This is a genomic window from Streptomyces sp. NPDC088147, assembly GCF_044741565.1.
Lineage (GTDB): Bacteria > Actinomycetota > Actinomycetes > Streptomycetales > Streptomycetaceae > Streptomyces.
The window spans coordinates 319,183-333,084 of record NZ_JBIUSY010000006.1 but is presented as its reverse complement, the minus strand read 5'-3'; the positions used below and the strand labels follow the sequence as shown (position 1 = coordinate 333,084).

General features: G+C 71.6%; 16 protein-coding genes. 9 read left to right on the top strand and 7 right to left on the bottom strand.

Annotated elements, in window-relative coordinates; all coding sequences use genetic code 11:
- Nucleotides 1–84 precede the first annotated feature (84 nt).
- Nucleotides 85–960, top strand: a complete 876-nt coding sequence (locus ACIOGX_RS22360; protein ID WP_387013356.1) for an Fpg/Nei family DNA glycosylase — start codon at nucleotides 85–87, stop codon at nucleotides 958–960.
- A 42-nt stretch (nucleotides 961–1,002) separates the two neighbouring features.
- Here ACIOGX_RS22360 and ACIOGX_RS22355 read toward each other — a convergent pair whose 3' ends face one another.
- Complete coding sequence (locus ACIOGX_RS22355; protein ID WP_401915541.1) at nucleotides 1,003–1,668, bottom strand: hypothetical protein; 666 nt, start codon at nucleotides 1,666–1,668, stop codon at nucleotides 1,003–1,005.
- A gap of 82 nt (nucleotides 1,669–1,750) precedes the next feature.
- Here ACIOGX_RS22355 and ACIOGX_RS22350 point away from each other — a divergent pair, with 82 nt between their 5' ends.
- The 4 genes from ACIOGX_RS22350 (at nucleotide 1,751) to ACIOGX_RS22335 (ending at nucleotide 5,764) form a co-directional block, all read left to right on the top strand.
- Entirely contained in the window at nucleotides 1,751–2,500 is a 750-nt protein-coding gene (locus ACIOGX_RS22350) for a LytTR family DNA-binding domain-containing protein (protein ID WP_030349341.1), read from the top strand.
- Between the two features lie 137 nt (nucleotides 2,501–2,637).
- A complete protein-coding gene (locus ACIOGX_RS22345; RefSeq protein ID WP_356507851.1) occupies nucleotides 2,638–3,015 on the top strand; it encodes a hypothetical protein in 378 nt (125 codons plus the stop codon).
- The gene (locus ACIOGX_RS22340) at nucleotides 3,012–4,577 is read left to right on the top strand and encodes a cation acetate symporter (protein WP_401915537.1); all 1,566 of its coding nucleotides are present in this window, start codon (nucleotides 3,012–3,014) and stop codon (nucleotides 4,575–4,577) included. Before ACIOGX_RS22345 ends, ACIOGX_RS22340 begins: the two co-directional genes overlap by 4 nt.
- Nucleotides 4,574–5,764 carry a histidine kinase gene (locus tag ACIOGX_RS22335; protein ID WP_356507847.1) on the top strand — a complete coding sequence of 397 codons (1,191 nt, stop codon included), beginning with the start codon at nucleotides 4,574–4,576 and terminating at the stop codon, nucleotides 5,762–5,764. Before ACIOGX_RS22340 ends, ACIOGX_RS22335 begins: the two co-directional genes overlap by 4 nt.
- Nucleotides 5,765–5,848: 84 nt before the next feature.
- Here ACIOGX_RS22335 and ACIOGX_RS22330 read toward each other — a convergent pair whose 3' ends face one another.
- Nucleotides 5,849–6,364 (bottom strand): hypothetical protein, encoded by a 516-nt coding sequence (locus ACIOGX_RS22330; protein WP_401761711.1) that lies wholly within the window; start codon nucleotides 6,362–6,364, stop codon nucleotides 5,849–5,851.
- A gap of 122 nt (nucleotides 6,365–6,486) precedes the next feature.
- Here ACIOGX_RS22330 and ACIOGX_RS22325 point away from each other — a divergent pair, with 122 nt between their 5' ends.
- On the top strand, nucleotides 6,487–6,702 hold the full coding sequence (locus ACIOGX_RS22325; RefSeq protein WP_356507844.1) for a zf-HC2 domain-containing protein: 216 nt from the start codon (nucleotides 6,487–6,489) through the stop codon (nucleotides 6,700–6,702).
- Here ACIOGX_RS22325 and ACIOGX_RS22320 read toward each other — a convergent pair.
- Nucleotides 6,639–7,250, bottom strand: coding sequence for a sigma-70 family RNA polymerase sigma factor (locus tag ACIOGX_RS22320; RefSeq protein WP_383970950.1), 612 nt, complete (start codon nucleotides 7,248–7,250; stop codon nucleotides 6,639–6,641). The genes ACIOGX_RS22325 and ACIOGX_RS22320 overlap by 64 nt on opposite strands.
- Before the next feature lie 277 nt (nucleotides 7,251–7,527).
- Between ACIOGX_RS22320 and ACIOGX_RS22315 the strand changes: the two genes are divergently transcribed.
- On the top strand, nucleotides 7,528–8,760 hold the full coding sequence (locus tag ACIOGX_RS22315; protein WP_383970872.1) for a CapA family protein: 1,233 nt from the start codon (nucleotides 7,528–7,530) through the stop codon (nucleotides 8,758–8,760).
- A gap of 108 nt (nucleotides 8,761–8,868) precedes the next feature.
- Here ACIOGX_RS22315 and ACIOGX_RS22310 read toward each other — a convergent pair whose 3' ends face one another.
- Entirely contained in the window at nucleotides 8,869–9,327 is a 459-nt protein-coding gene (locus ACIOGX_RS22310; RefSeq protein ID WP_129768500.1) for a universal stress protein, read from the bottom strand.
- A gap of 316 nt (nucleotides 9,328–9,643) precedes the next feature.
- On the opposite strand from ACIOGX_RS22310, the gene ACIOGX_RS22305 reads away from it, so the two are divergent.
- On the top strand, nucleotides 9,644–10,489 hold the full coding sequence (locus ACIOGX_RS22305) for a polysaccharide deacetylase family protein (RefSeq protein WP_356507840.1): 846 nt from the start codon (nucleotides 9,644–9,646) through the stop codon (nucleotides 10,487–10,489).
- A 24-nt stretch (nucleotides 10,490–10,513) separates the two neighbouring features.
- On the opposite strand, the gene ACIOGX_RS22300 is transcribed toward ACIOGX_RS22305, so the two are convergent.
- Complete coding sequence (locus ACIOGX_RS22300; protein WP_356507838.1) at nucleotides 10,514–11,182, bottom strand: class F sortase; 669 nt, start codon at nucleotides 11,180–11,182, stop codon at nucleotides 10,514–10,516.
- 310 nt (nucleotides 11,183–11,492) lie between these two features.
- On the opposite strand from ACIOGX_RS22300, the gene ACIOGX_RS22295 reads away from it, so the two are divergent.
- Nucleotides 11,493–11,978 (top strand): hypothetical protein, encoded by a 486-nt coding sequence (locus tag ACIOGX_RS22295; protein WP_129768503.1) that lies wholly within the window; start codon nucleotides 11,493–11,495, stop codon nucleotides 11,976–11,978.
- A gap of 191 nt (nucleotides 11,979–12,169) precedes the next feature.
- Here ACIOGX_RS22295 and ACIOGX_RS22290 read toward each other — a convergent pair whose 3' ends face one another.
- A complete protein-coding gene (locus ACIOGX_RS22290) occupies nucleotides 12,170–12,709 on the bottom strand; it encodes a hypothetical protein (protein WP_401915530.1) in 540 nt (179 codons plus the stop codon).
- Nucleotides 12,710–12,890: 181 nt separating this feature from the next.
- Entirely contained in the window at nucleotides 12,891–13,655 is a 765-nt protein-coding gene (locus ACIOGX_RS22285) for a hypothetical protein (RefSeq protein ID WP_356507835.1), read from the bottom strand.
- Nucleotides 13,656–13,902 lie beyond the last annotated feature (247 nt).

Here is a 13,902-nt window from a genome sequence, read left to right as displayed (position 1 = left end):
GCGGACGGATTAGGTCCTGTCCGGTCGTGGAACCCACAACCGGCCCACCGGGCGTTCACCCAGCCCCTGCGGCACCCTGGACGCATGCCGGAAGTACCCGAAGTCGAAGCGCTGCGAGAGTTTCTCGACGGCCGGCTGGTGGGCAGGGAGATCGTCCGTGTCCTGCCACTGGCCATCAGCGTGCTCAAAACATACGATCCGCCTCTCTCCGCACTGGAGGGCGCCACGGTCACCGCGATCGCCCGCCACGGCAAGTATCTCGACATCGTCGCGCGTGATGCCGGGGACGGCGAACTGCATCTCGCCATCCATCTCGCCCGCGCGGGCTGGCTCCGTTGGAAGGACTCCTTCCCGGCCGCGCCCCCTCGGCCGGGCAAGGGACCGCTCGCGCTGCGCGCCGTTCTCGGCGGGGGAGACGGGTTCGATCTCACCGAGGCCGGCACCACCAAGCGCCTCGCCGTGCATCTCGTACGCGATCCCGCGGATGTCCCCGGGATCGCGCGCCTCGGCCCCGATCCGCTCGACGACTCCTTCGACCGGGCCGCCTTCGCCCGGCTCCTCGCCGGTGAGAACCGGCAGATCAAGGGCGCGCTGCGCGACCAGCGCCTGATCGCGGGCATCGGCAACGCCTACAGCGACGAGATCCTGCACGTGGCGAGGATGTCGCCGTTCAAGCCGGTGAAGAACCTCTCCGAGGCCGAGATCACGACCCTCTACGAGGCGCTGCGCGACACGCTGCGCGAGGCCGTCGCACGCTCGCGCGGGGTGGCGGCAGGGCGGCTCAAGGCGGAGAAGAAGAGCGGGCTGCGGGTACACGGCCGTACCGGTGAATCCTGTCCCGTCTGCGGCGACACGATCCGCCAGGTCTCCTTCAGCGACTCCTCGCTCCAGTACTGCCCGACCTGCCAGACGGGCGGAAAACCGCTCGCCGACCGCAGGATGTCCCGCCTGCTCAAGTGAGAGAGCGGCCCGCCGCCCGCCGCGCGCTCACCGGCCGGCCCGTCACCGCCCGCCGATGGTCATCACACGGCGGCCGTCCGACGCACGGACCTCGAAGTGGTCGATCTCGCCGGGCCGCAGCGCCGCACCGCCCCGCGTCACCAGCGGCATGGAGCCGCCGGCCCGCGCCGCCCACGACGTCACGGTCTCCCTCGACCCGTCCCGGCCCACCGCGATCAGGGCGCAGGAGCCGGAGTCACCGGACCGGACCAGCTCAAGGCCGATATCCGCCCCCCACGCCTTCTCCGCCGCCGTCACCACCGCCGCCGTGCCCGTCGACCGGTCCGACGCGGTCCACCGGGCGGTCACCGGTGTGCCAGGGTCCGCCCGGGGGACCACGGCGAGGACGGCGAGCGGACCGCCCACCGCGAGCACCACCGCCGCGGCCACCAGCGCGAGCCGCCGTCCGCGGTCCCGGCGCCGCCGCGCGGCGGTACGGCCGAGCAGCCCGGCCAGCAGCTCCGGCCCCGCGGCGGTGTACGGCGCCGTCCCGGCGGGGGTGCGCCGCGCGTACGCGTCCAACTGCTCCTTCACGGAGCCGAATTCGGCCAGCAGCTCCGAACAGCGCGGACAGTCCGTCAGATGGTCCTCGAACCGGAAGGCGTCCGCGGCGTCGAGCACGCCCAGTGAGTAAGCGCCGGCATCACGATGGAGGTCCAAGGTCCGCATGCTGTCTGTTACGCAGCGGAACGCGGAATGACTCAAGCCGGGGGAGTCCTTGTGCGCGGGGCACCGCCTACACTCCGGCGTCATGCTGCGTGTACTGGCTGTGGACGACGAAGAACCGGCGCTCGAGGAGCTGCTGTACCTGCTCAGGGCCGACCCGCGGATCCGTGGCGCGGAGGGCGCCACCAGCGCGACGGAGGCGCTGCGGCGGATCGGCGCGGCGCTCGACGCGGGCCCCGACGACCCCGCCGCCATCGATGTGGTCTTCCTCGACATCCATATGGCCGGGCTGACCGGGCTCGATGTCGCCCGGCTGCTGGCCGGCTTCGCCGAGCCGCCGCTGATCGTCTTCGTCACCGCCCATGAGGGCTTCGCCGTCCAGGCCTTCGATCTGAAGGCCGTCGACTACGTCCTGAAGCCGGTCCGCAGGGAGCGGCTCGCCGAGGCGGTACGCCGGGTCGCCGAACTGGTGGGGGAGCGCGGGCCGGTCTCCGCCCCCGCCGCCGATCAGATAGCCGTCGAACTGGGCGGAGTGATGCGCTTCGTCGCCGTCGACGACATCGCCTACGCGGAGGCGCAGGGCGACTACGCGCGGCTGCACACCGACACCGGCAGCCATCTGGTCCGTATCCCCCTCACCACGCTGGAGGAGCGCTGGCGGGCCCGCGGCTTCGTACGGATCCACCGCCGCCATCTCGTGGCCCTGGCCCGGATCGACGAGCTACGGCTCGACGCGGGCGCGATGAGTGTCCGCGTCGGCGACGCCGAGCTCGCCGTCAGCAGGCGTCACGCCCGCGCCCTGCGCGATCTACTGATGCGACAGGGTGGCCGCTGACCAGGGGCTTCCCCCGGGATCGCCGCGCTGCGTACACTCCGGGCCCGAGCACCGCTCCGGGCCTGGTCCGGACATACATATGGACATGGCCGGGCGGGCGGAGAGCCGGAGAGAACGAGAGCGAAAGGGGGACGGACATGACGGCGGAGCCCGCGTCCCGGCATCCGGCGCCCCGGCGCGAGGTGGTCACGGGTGAGCCGCGTCGTGTACGCCCCCTGCCGCGCTACCGCGCCCAGGCCGAGATCGAGGAGCAGACCGCGCTCGGCGACGCCTATGTCCGCTCCCTGATGCGCAGTCAACTACGGGCGGGGATCACCGCGTTCGCGCTGCTCGCGCTGGTCGCGGGCACGCTGCCGCTCGCCTTCGCCACCCTGCGCGACGCGACGGCGGTCTGGGTGGTGCTCGGCTTCGCCGCGTATCCGCTGCTCACCCTGCTCGCCTGGTGGTATGTACGGCGCGCGGAGCGCAACGAACGCGACTTCGCCCGGCTCGTGAAGGGCCGGCCCGTTCCGTGAGCCAGAGTTATACGGTGACCGCGGTCACCGTGGTCGTGCTCGCGACCGTCCTCGTCGGCGGCTTCGGGCTGCGGATATCCCGTACGACCTCCGATTTCTACGTGGCCTCCCGGACGGTACGGCCCGCGCTGAACGCCGCCGCGATCAGCGGCGAGTACCTCTCCGCCGCCTCCTTCCTCGGCGTCGCGGGCCTGGTGCTGCTGCACGGCCCCGACATGCTCTGGTACCCGGTCGGCTATACCGCCGGCTATCTCGTCCTGCTGCTCTTCGTCGCCGCCCCGCTGCGGCGCTCCGGCGCGTACACCCTCCCCGACTTCGCCGAGGGCCGGCTCGAATCGCGTGCGGTGCGCCGACTGGTGAGTGTGTTCGTGGTCGGTGCGGGCTGGCTCTATCTCGTACCCCAACTCCAAGGCGCGGGGCTGACGCTGAAGATCCTCACCGGCGCGCCCGACTGGTTCGGCGGGGTGCTGGTCGCCCTCGTCGTGGTGGTGGCGGTCGCGGCGGGCGGGATGCGCAGCATCACCTTCGTCCAGGCGTTCCAGTACTGGCTCAAGCTCACCGCGCTGCTCGTGCCCGCGCTCTTCCTGCTGCTGGCCTGGCAGGGCGACGGACGCCCGCGCGTCGACCTCGATCTCACGGCGGCCGTCACCGGCCGCGCGGACCATCCGCTGTACGCGACCTACGGCCTGATCGTGGCGACCTTCCTCGGCACGATGGGGCTGCCCCATGTCGTCGTCCGCTTCTACACCAGCCCCAACGGCCGGGCCGCCCGCCGCACCACCGTGATCGTCCTGGCGCTGGTCGGCGCGTTCTATCTGCTGCCGCCCGTCTACGGCGCGCTGGGCCGGCTCTATGTCCCCGAACTCCCCTACGGTACGGACGCCGACGCCGCCGTACTGCTGCTGCCGGAGCGGGCGATCGGCGGGCTCGGCGGTGATCTGCTCGGCGCGCTGGTGGCGGGCGGCGCCTTCGCCGCGTTCCTCTCCACCGCCTCGGGGCTGACCATGGCCGTCGCGGGGGTCCTCACCCAGGATGTCCTTCCCTCGCGGGGCGTACGTCACTTCCGGCTGGCCACCCCGCTCGCCATGGCCGTACCGCTGGGCGGGTCGCTGCTGGTCAGCGGGATGCCGGTGGCCGACTCGGTGGGCATGGCCTTCGCGGTCTCCGCGTCGTCGTTCTGTCCGCTGCTGGTGCTGGGCATCTGGTGGCGGCGGCTCACTCCGCCCGGCGCGATCGCGGGACTGCTGCTCGGCGGCGGTCTGGCGTTCGCCGCCACGGTGATCACGGTGAGCGGCGCCGTACGGTCGGGCTGGCCGCACGCGCTGCTCGCCTGGCCCGCCGTCTGGTCGGTGCCCGTCGGCTTCCTCGCGATGATCCTGGTGTCGCTGGCCACGCGCGGCCGGATACCGCCCGGCACCAACGCGGCGATGACGCGGTTCCATCTGCCGGAGGCTCTGATGTCCCGCGGCCACACGGCGAGCGCGAGCGCGAGTGCGAGCCCCGGCGCGACGAGTGGCGGAACGGTCACGGGAGATGTCACCGGAACCGGCGGCGCCCGATGAGCGGATACGCACTCGCCGTACTGATCGTGCTCGGTCCGCTGCTCCTCGCGGGCGGCTTTGTCCTCGGCCGGCGTACCGCGCGCCCCGAGCGGACCAGTGATGTCGGCACCCCCGTGGAGCGCGCCACCTTCGAGACGCTGCACACCGCCTCGCTCGCCGCGCCCCCGCTACGGGCCGGTCTCACCGAGGAGAGCGCCCGCAAGGCCGCCCGCCGGCTGCGCTCCCTGCTCGGCACCGACGCGCTCTGCCTCACCGACCGGGAGCGGGTGCTCGCCTGGGACGGGTCGGGCGAGCACCACGACCAGCAGGTCATGGCGCAGGTCGAGGGGCTCCTCGCCAGTGGCCGCGGTACCGCCTTCGCCAGTGGCTGCGGCGATCTCGACTGCCCGCTGCGCTGGGGCGTGGCCGTACCGCTGACCGTCGACCACCGGGTCCTCGGCACCCTGGTCGCCTATGCGCCGCGCGAGTCCGCGGTCCTGGCCAGGGCGGCCGGTGAGGTGGCCCGCTGGGTCTCCGTACAGCTGGAACTGGCCGAGCTGGACCGCTCCCGCACCCGGCTGATCGAGGCCGAGATCAAGGCGCTGCGGGCCCAGATCTCCCCGCACTTCATCTTCAACTCCCTCGCCGCCATCGCCTCGTTCGTCCGTACGGACCCCGAGCGGGCCAGGGAACTCCTGCTGGAATTCGCCGACTTCACCCGCTACTCGTTCCGCAGGCACGGCGACTTCACCACGCTCGCCGACGAGCTGCACTCCATCGACCAGTATCTGGCGCTCGTCCGGGCCCGGTTCGGTGACCGGCTCTCGGTCACGCTCCAGGTCGCCCCGGAGGTCCTGCCGGTGGCGATGCCGTTCCTCTGCCTTCAGCCGCTCGTCGAGAACGCCGTCAAACACGGCCTCGAAGGGGCCGTCACCACGAGCCGGATCACCATCAGCGCGCTGGACGCGGGCGCCGAGGCCGAGGTGGTGATCGAGGACGACGGGGTCGGTATGGAACCGGACCGGCTGCGCCGGATCCTGCGCGGCGAGGGCGGCGCGTCCACCGGGATCGGACTGCTCAATGTGGACGAGCGGCTGCGCCAGGTCTACGGGGACGAGTACGGCCTGGTCATCGAGACGGGCGTGGGTGCGGGTACGAAGATCACGGTACGGATCCCCAAGTACCGCGCGGGCGTGCACGGCACCTGAGCGCCGCGCCCCCGTGCGCGGCCGGAACAGCCGCTGGTCGGACAGCCGCCGGTCGAAGCAGCCGCCGATCGGAACAGCGGCCGGTCAGAACAGATGGATCGCCAGATGGCCGAGCGGCAGTCCGAGCTGCCAGGCCGGGGTCCAGACCTGGGGACCCTCCGCCTCGCCGATCGGGAACGGATCGTCGTACGACGGGCCCACGGCATCGAGATCAGGCGCCAGCAGCTCCGTCTCCTCCAGCCACCGCCAGGCCGCGCCCGCCAGCTCCAGATCCGGATCCCGGGTCTCCCGGCCGGTCTCGAACGCGGCCGCCTCCAGCCGGTCGATCCGCCCGCAGACCCATTCGCGCCAGCACGTCCCGTACGCCGTGAGGGAGCGCCACTCCTCCATTCTGGCGACCACGCGCGGGCCGCCCACCGAGCTGTCGGAGAGGAAGATGGTCAGGGCCAGCGCGTCCCGCCCCGCCCGGTATTCGAGCGTCGTCGGCGGCATCAGATCACCGGTGCGCAACAGTTCGTCGGCGATGTACTCCGCGTACATCCACGCCATGGGCACCAGGAGGCCCCCACCACCCGCCCCTTCGGTACATTCCGGACGCATCGCTTTTCCGCCTTCCTTTCTTCCCCCGAAGCCAGCTTCACGGAGCATTGAACCGGCGGTGGCCGCCCCGCGTGGCCAGAAAGGCAGGATCGGTCGGCGGACGGGAGAGGATTGTGACGGGTGTGGCCGAGGGGGACGCGTCCGACGGTGGAGCGGACGATTCCGGCCCGCATGTGCGGTCGCTCCTGGGTGCCTACGTGCTCGAAGCGCTCGCACCCGAGGAGGACCGGCGGGTCGCGGACCATCTGGCGGAGTGCGGCCCGTGCGGCGCGGCCTATCTGGAAGTGGCCGACGCGCCGTCGTCACTGGCGCTGCTGGACGAGGACGATCTGCGGTAGCCGGGCGCGCTGTGACCGGGCGTGCGGAACCCTGGCGCGCTGTAGCCGGGCAGTGAACGGGCCAGCGCGCGCAGCGCGTAGTACGAACGGGACTTGACCGTGCCGGGCGGAATCCCGAGCACCCCCGCCGCCTCGTTCACGCTCAGCCCGCGGAAGTAGATCTGGGTCAGCACCTCGCGGTGCTCGCGGCTCAGCGTGCGTACCGCTTTGCGTACGTCGAGCACCGCGACCGTGGATTCGGTGCGGTCCTCGGGATCGGGCGTGGCGGCGAGGATCACGTCGCTGACCTCCGTGGGCCGCGCCAGCCGGGATCTGCGGGCGTCGATGGCCAGCCTGCGGCCGACGGTGAACAGCCAGGGCCGCATGGACTCGAAGGGCCCGTCGAACGCCTCGGGATGCTGCCAGGCGCGGACCAGTGTCTCCTGGAGCAGATCCTCGGCGCGCTGCCGGTCGCCGTAGGTCAGGCCCAGCAGAAAGTTCAGCAGGGCCGGTCCGTGTTCGCGCTGAAGCTCCGTCAGTGCCCGCTCGTCGGTCCTCTCCTCGGCCATGGCTGTGGTCATCGTGAACGCCCTTCCCGCCGGGGTCGCCGTCGTACGCGGCTCCGTTGCCGCCTGGCGTATCCGAACGCATGGCGACGCCGAGGGACAGACAGCGCACCAAGGTCTGCGACGAGCGGTCGCTCACTGCGGCGAGTGGTGCGGTGAACGGTCGGGCGGTGGCGTTTGGCCCCTTTCGCGTGCTCTATCGGCTTGGTCACTTGACATCCATTTATATGAATATATGGATTCGTTGGGACGGTATCCCCCGGAAAATGGAGCCTGCCCGATGACGAAGCGCATGCGACAGGGAGCGGTGGCCGCTGCGGCGCTGCTCATCGGAACCGCGGCGGCCTGTACCGGTCCCGAGCGGCCCGACGCCCCGGTCCCGCACGGCCCGCCGCGGCCCGGCTCCGCGGCATCCGCCGCGGCGGGCGGTTCCGCGGCACCTTCCGCCGCGGGCGGCTCCGCGTCGCAGCGGCGCGGCTTCACGCTCGTCGCCTCCGGGGACGTGCTGCCGCACGACTCCGTCATCGACCGGGCGAGCGCCGACGCGGACGGCGAGGGCTATGACTTCGGGCCGATGCTCGACAGCGTGAAGCCGGTGGTCTCCGGCGCCGATGTGGCGATCTGCCACATGGAGACCGTGTTCGGCGAGAAGGACGGCTCGTACAGCGGCTATCCGGCCTTCGTCTCCCCGCCGGAGATCCCCGCCGGTCTGCGGGCCACCGGCTACGACTCCTGCTCCACCGCCTCGAACCACAGCCTGGACGACGGGGCCGACGGGGTGCAGCGGACCCTCGACGCCTTCGACAAGGCGGGCGTACGGCACGCCGGTACGGCCCGCTCGGCGGCGGAGGCCGCGCGCCCCGCCCTGCTGACGGCGGGCGGCGCCAAGGTGGCGCAGCTGGCGTACACCTTCGGCACCAACGACTACGACCTTCCCGACGGGCGGCCCTGGGCCGTCGGCCTCATCGACGAGCGGAAGATCATCGCGGATGCCCGCGCCGCGCGTAAGGCGGGCGCCGATGTCGTTGTGATCAGCCTGCACTGGGGCACCGAGTGGCAGACGGACCCCGACGAGCAGCAGCTGAGCCTGGGCAGGAAACTCACCGCGTCGCGCACCGGCGGGCGCCCCGACATCGATCTGATCCTCGGCACCCACGCGCATGTCCCGCAGCCGTACGAGAAGGTGAACGGCACCTGGGTCATCTACGGAATGGGCGACCAGATCGCCGGGACGATGACCAACGACGACGGCGAGCTGGACGCACGGGGCAACCACGGCTCGATCGGCAGGTTCACCTTCGCGCCGCCCGCGACGCCGGGGGAGCGCTGGCCGGTGCGGAAGGCCGAGTTCATCCCGCAGATGTGGGACCTCGACACCGGCCGCGTGGTCAATCTGCCGGCGGCGGTACGGGGCGATTCCGAGCGGGACGACTACCGCGAGATCCAGTCGGAGATCAGCGAGGCGGTCCTGAGCCGGGGCGCGGCGAAGGACGGCCTCACCGTGGGCCGCTGAGAGGGACGGCGGAAGGGCGGCGCCGGGAGGGAGGACGGGCGGACAGAACCCGTACGGCGCGGACAGAGCCCGTACGGCGCGGACCGGACGGGACCTTCGTGACCTGCCCTACGGGACGACCGTCACCGGCCAGCGGCCCGCCTTGACCAGCCGTACCGCCACCGAGCCGATGATCCGGTGCCCCGCCGACTCCGAGGCCCCCACCACCACGGCATCCGCCTTCAGCTCGTCGGCCGCCGTGACGAGTCCGCTGTACGGGTCCCCGTGGAAGGTGTGGAACTCCCACCGGACGTCCCAGACGTCCTTGACCCGTTCCACGGCCACCCGGATCTCCTCCACCAGACCCTCGGCGATCTCCCCGGTCGTCTCCGCGACCGGGGCGCCGAGGACGGCGCCGGCCGGCATGACGGGCTGTACGTAGACGATGGCGAGCAGGGCGTTCTGGCGCCGTGCGAGGCCGCCGGCGTACGCGGCGGCGCGGAACGAGGACTGCGAACCGTCCACGCCGACGACGATCACCTTCGGGCCGTCGGTACCACGTTCGAATTGAGTGGGCTGCTGAGTCACGGCACGCAGAGTATCCGCTTCCGGCGAACGGACCGGCGGCGGTCTCCCCGGAGCGCTGACCACGGTCCGGCCAGGAGCAGGTCGGCACGTGCCGTGAGCCCGCGTCGGAGAGCCGGGCGCCCGGCCGGGGAGCGGACCGGCCCCGGGCCGCCCGCTCCCCGGTGTGTCCGGGCCCTCCGGCCATTCGTGAGACACTGCCCCTGGCGTCGGCCCACCGGTGCCGTGTTCCCTTCATGGCTCACCCCATCGGGTACTTTCCCCCGGATAACCGGTGTTGGTGAGCGGCACGGAGCATCCACCGTGCGAGCCATTGGTCATGAAAAAGGATCAGATGATTCCGGGGCGCCGTGCGGTCCTGCGGATCGCCGCCTGCCTCGGCGCCGCGCTCACCACCCGGCTGCTGACAGCGGGACAGGCCCAGACACCCGGCAGCCCCACCCCGCCGCCCCCGGCGGGTGGAGCACAGGCGGCGAACAGGGCGAGTGCCCCGCTCAAACCCTCCGCGTACCGGCTCCAGCCCATGACGGAGGGCGCACAGCCCGGCTACCGCAGACCCCTGCCGCCGGTACGCAAGGCGCCCATCCTGGAGATGCCGGAACTGGGCCACTCGATGGTCCTCACCTTTGACGACGGGCCCCACCCCGACTACACCCCCGGCATCCTGCGCACCCTGCGCGACTACGACGTACGCGCGATGTTCTTCGTCTGCGGCGAGATGGCCGACGCCAACCCCGACCTGCTGCGGGAGGCCGACGACGACGGCCACATCATCTGCAACCACACCTGGTCGCATCCGCTGATGACCGGGCTCAGACCGTCGCAGATCCGCGACGAGATGGGGCGCACGAGCCAGGTGGTCGAGGACATCCTGGGCACCCCGCCCCTCTGGTACCGCGCGCCCTACGGTGCCTGGAACCGGTACGCCTTCGAGATCGGGTCCGAGATGGGTATGGAGCCGCTCGCCTGGACCGTTGACTCCCTCGACTGGGAGACCCCCGGCACCGACAGCATCGTCCGCAGAGTGCTGAACGGCGCCGGGCCGGGGGTCGTCGTCCTCAACCATGACGCGGGCGGCGACCGTTCGCAGAGCGTGGCGGCGCTGCGCCGCTATCTGCCCCAGTTGCTGGACGCCGGGTACCGCATCGCCGTGCCCCACAGATGAGACTTCCCGGCCGCCCCCGGCTGGTCAGCGGGTTCTGACCAGCCGGGCGAAGACGACGACATTGCCGTCGTATCCGTTCGCCTTCGAGAAGCCGCCCCCGCAGGTGATCACCCGCAGTTCGGCATGGCCGGAGTCGCCGTAGACCCGGGCCGCGGGGAAGTCGTTCTTCGAGTACACCTCCACCCCGTAGATCTCGAACACCGCCGTCCTGCCGTCGAAGCGCTCCACCTCGACGTGCTCGCCCTTCTCCAGTGAGCCGAGACCGAAGAAGACCGCGGGCCCCGATCGGTTGTCGACATGGCCGACGACCACGGCGGTGCCCCGCTGGCCGGGCGCGATGCCGTTCTGGTACCAGCCCGCCAGATTCGGATCGCGGGGCGGCGGGGCGGCGATCCAGCCGTCCGGGTCGAGGCCCACGTCCACGACCGGCGCGTCGACCCGGAGAGCCGGGATCCGTACCCGGGACATCGGCGCGTACGGCAGCGGCCTCACGTCCGGTTCCGAGTCGCTGGTGGAGGCGGCCGCCGCCGGGTCGGGCACGCTGTCCAGCGCGGCGGCCGCCGCGGGCTGCGGCGGTCCCAGCGGTACGTCCACCCCGTTGCGCATCATCGCGATGCCGGTGAGCATGACGAGAGCCAGAACACCCCAGGGCGAGCGCTTCCTCGACTCCGGGGCGTTGTGGTTCATGCGCATAGTTCTCCCTTCGTGGACGCCTGCAGGCACGGTAAGTGCGTCGCAACCCGGAGGCGATCACTGGAGGGCGAACGGGTGGCGCGAGCCGTGACGGCTGACCCATCCGAGCAACCGGAACGTAAAATCTCTGACGGTCTGTGACCTGCGGATCCATCGGACGGGCGTCCTCCTGACGGCGTGTCGGCTCACCGAGGTGGACCAGCGCCGAAATGCGGTACCGCGGGAGCCCGGTGAGGGTTCGTCATGGAGGGCGTACTCGTCGAATCTCCCGGAGCACCGCTTTGGGGCGCCTTCCGCTGGAGGTTCAACGATGCGTGCATCACGCGCTCTGGCGGTGACCGCCACCGCCTGCGCGGCCGTGGCGCTCTCCGCTCCGCTGGCCGTCGCCACCAACGGTCCGACCAATGTCACGATCAATCCGTTCGAGGTCCACCAGGGCAGCACGATCGAGATCAGCGCCCGGGGCTGCGGCCACGGAGGCACCGTCACGTCCAACGCCTTCCGGCGGGCCGAGCTGTCCGTGAACGCGTCGGGGCACTCCACGGCGAGGGCCCGGATCCATGACGACGCCACCCCCGGCAACTACAACCTGGCCGTCAGGTGCAGTGACAACGACCGGGTCGCGACCCACCAGTTCCGGGTGCTGGAGGGGCGGGGCGCGCTGGGCGGGCTCGGCGGATCCATCGGCCCCAGTTCCACCGAGATGGCCCTCGGCGGCGGGCTCGTCGCCACGGCGGCCGTCGGCGGTTCGCTGTTCCTCGCGCGCCGTCGCGGGCCGGCCGGTGTGGGGATCTGACCGGGCGCCCTTCTCCCGGCAGCCTCCACCGGGGGTCCGCGGGGCCCCGAACGCCCGTCGCCCCGAGTCCTGACCGAGGACTCGGGGCGGGGGCCTTTTCATGTGACTTCACCGGGATGTCGTGTGACGCCGTGTGACGTCGCGCGACGGGGACGCCCGGTGGCGCCCGGGTGTCCGGGCGCCGCCGGTGATCAGTGCTTACGGCCCTCCGCGCGTCGGCGTACGGCGTAGATCGTGCCGGTGGCCGCCGCGACCACCAGCGCCGTACCGGCGACGAGTTCTGTGGTGTTGATCCCGCCGACACTGCCGCCGAGACCTCCTCGGACGCCTCCCGGTACGACGGTGGCAGCCGCTGTACGGGTGACCGTCGGAGCCGGTGTCGGGTTCCGCGTGGCGCCCGAGATCCGGAGGCTGGTCGTCCCCGACTGGCCGTTGCAGGTGAAGGTCACCTGATACGTGGCACCGGCTTTGGCGTCCCAGTCGACCGTGGCGGTGGCCGACCGGCCCGAGGCGATGTTCACCGTGTCGAAGACCCCGGAGGAGGCGGTGGCGGTCGTACCGCAGTTGGTGACGGAGAGGGTCACCCTGCCCCCCGCCGCGACCGTGGAGGGCGTGACGGTGAATCCGAACGGCGCGTTTCCGCCGTCGACGGCGGCCGTCGCGGTGGGGGCGGTCAGTACGAGTGCGGACACTGCCAGCAGAGCGGCGGACGCGGCACGTATCGCGCGCATGGTGAATCCTCCGGGTCCCCGAGGAGCAGCTGCGGAACCGTTTCCACATAAGGCAGGGAATGCACCTCGATGCCGGAAACGCTAGGAGCGCGTTATCACAGCCGCGATCGCTGACGGGCGAATGGGGCACGGGTGTCCCCCGGGCGGCGGACACCCGTACCCCCTCGGGACCGGTCTTCCCTCAGGACCCGATCTGCGGAAACAGATCGAGGAAGGGCGCCGCGGTCGCGCTGATCCCGCGGCCGTAGGGGGCGTCGAAGTCCCAGATGAGGAAGAGCAGGAACGAGATCAGTACGCTGAACAGCCCTGCCAGCAGCAACTCGCGGAACGTACGGCGGATCTGGAGGACGAAGATCAGCCCCACCGTGACCACGGCGCCGATGATGAGGCCGAACCAGACGACCCCCGGCATGGTGGCGCCCGCGTTCTGCCCCCGCGCGCCCCTGGCGTCGTCGGCGGCGGCCACCTGGTCGACCAGCGGCTGGTAGGCCTGTCCCTCCAGATCGGTCCTGGGCGCGTACTGCGTGACGTCCGTGCGGATCCGGTCGAAGAGCCGGGTGCCCTTCGCGCTCAGAGCCTCGTGCTCGGACATGTGCGGCCACTCGTCGCGGACGACGTAGGTGACATAGGCGTCGACATCGGCGCGGATCCGGTCCCGTACCTCGGCGGGGTAGACCTGGACCCGCTGCCGGACCTCGTGCAGCGCCTGGGCCTCCTGGCGTACGGACTCCTGTGCCGCGCTGCGGCCCTCCCAGACACCGGCGATCGCGAGACCCAGCACGATCGCGTAGATCACGCCGATCATCATCGTCATGTAGTCCATGACATCGGGGGTCTCGGAGGGGTCGTCGTCCTCACGGACGCGGCGGTTGTTGATGACGACGATGGTCAGGACGACCGCGCAGGCGGCGGCCATCGCGATGCTCAGAACGAGCCATTCCGACATGAGATCTCCGTGGTTCAGCGGGAGCGGGGACGCAGGACGGCTACGGCGAGCACGGCCGGGGCCGTGATCAGGAGCATCAGCAGAACGGGGGAGGGGCCCCTCCTCGGCTGGTCACGGGTCGCCTTCCGGTAGGCGGGCACTGCCACCGAGGACGGCGTGGGTGCCGCCGACGGGGTGGGCGAGGGCCGCGGGGGGCGCGGGGCCGGTGGCTCCGGCGCGGGCGGCGGCGGTGCGGGCGGCGGCGGTG

Excerpts from the sequence above, each read along its gene's own strand:
- ACIOGX_RS22360 (WP_387013356.1), top strand. The coding sequence starts at position 85 with ATGCCGGAAGTACCCGAAGTCGAAGCGCTGCGAGAGTTTCTCGACGGC.
- ACIOGX_RS22355 (WP_401915541.1), bottom strand. The coding sequence starts at position 1,668 with ATGCGGACCTTGGACCTCCATCGTGATGCCGGCGCTTACTCACTGGGC.
- ACIOGX_RS22350 (WP_030349341.1), top strand. The coding sequence starts at position 1,751 with ATGCTGCGTGTACTGGCTGTGGACGACGAAGAACCGGCGCTCGAGGAG.
- ACIOGX_RS22345 (WP_356507851.1), top strand. The coding sequence starts at position 2,638 with ATGACGGCGGAGCCCGCGTCCCGGCATCCGGCGCCCCGGCGCGAGGTG.
- ACIOGX_RS22335 (WP_356507847.1), top strand. The coding sequence starts at position 4,574 with ATGAGCGGATACGCACTCGCCGTACTGATCGTGCTCGGTCCGCTGCTC.
- ACIOGX_RS22330 (WP_401761711.1), bottom strand. The coding sequence starts at position 6,364 with ATGCGTCCGGAATGTACCGAAGGGGCGGGTGGTGGGGGCCTCCTGGTG.
- ACIOGX_RS22320 (WP_383970950.1), bottom strand. The coding sequence starts at position 7,250 with ATGGCCGAGGAGAGGACCGACGAGCGGGCACTGACGGAGCTTCAGCGC.
- ACIOGX_RS22315 (WP_383970872.1), top strand. The coding sequence starts at position 7,528 with ATGACGAAGCGCATGCGACAGGGAGCGGTGGCCGCTGCGGCGCTGCTC.
- ACIOGX_RS22305 (WP_356507840.1), top strand. The coding sequence starts at position 9,644 with ATGAAAAAGGATCAGATGATTCCGGGGCGCCGTGCGGTCCTGCGGATC.
- ACIOGX_RS22300 (WP_356507838.1), bottom strand. The coding sequence starts at position 11,182 with ATGCGCATGAACCACAACGCCCCGGAGTCGAGGAAGCGCTCGCCCTGG.
- ACIOGX_RS22295 (WP_129768503.1), top strand. The coding sequence starts at position 11,493 with ATGCGTGCATCACGCGCTCTGGCGGTGACCGCCACCGCCTGCGCGGCC.
- ACIOGX_RS22290 (WP_401915530.1), bottom strand. The coding sequence starts at position 12,709 with ATGCGCGCGATACGTGCCGCGTCCGCCGCTCTGCTGGCAGTGTCCGCA.
- ACIOGX_RS22285 (WP_356507835.1), bottom strand. The coding sequence starts at position 13,655 with ATGTCGGAATGGCTCGTTCTGAGCATCGCGATGGCCGCCGCCTGCGCG.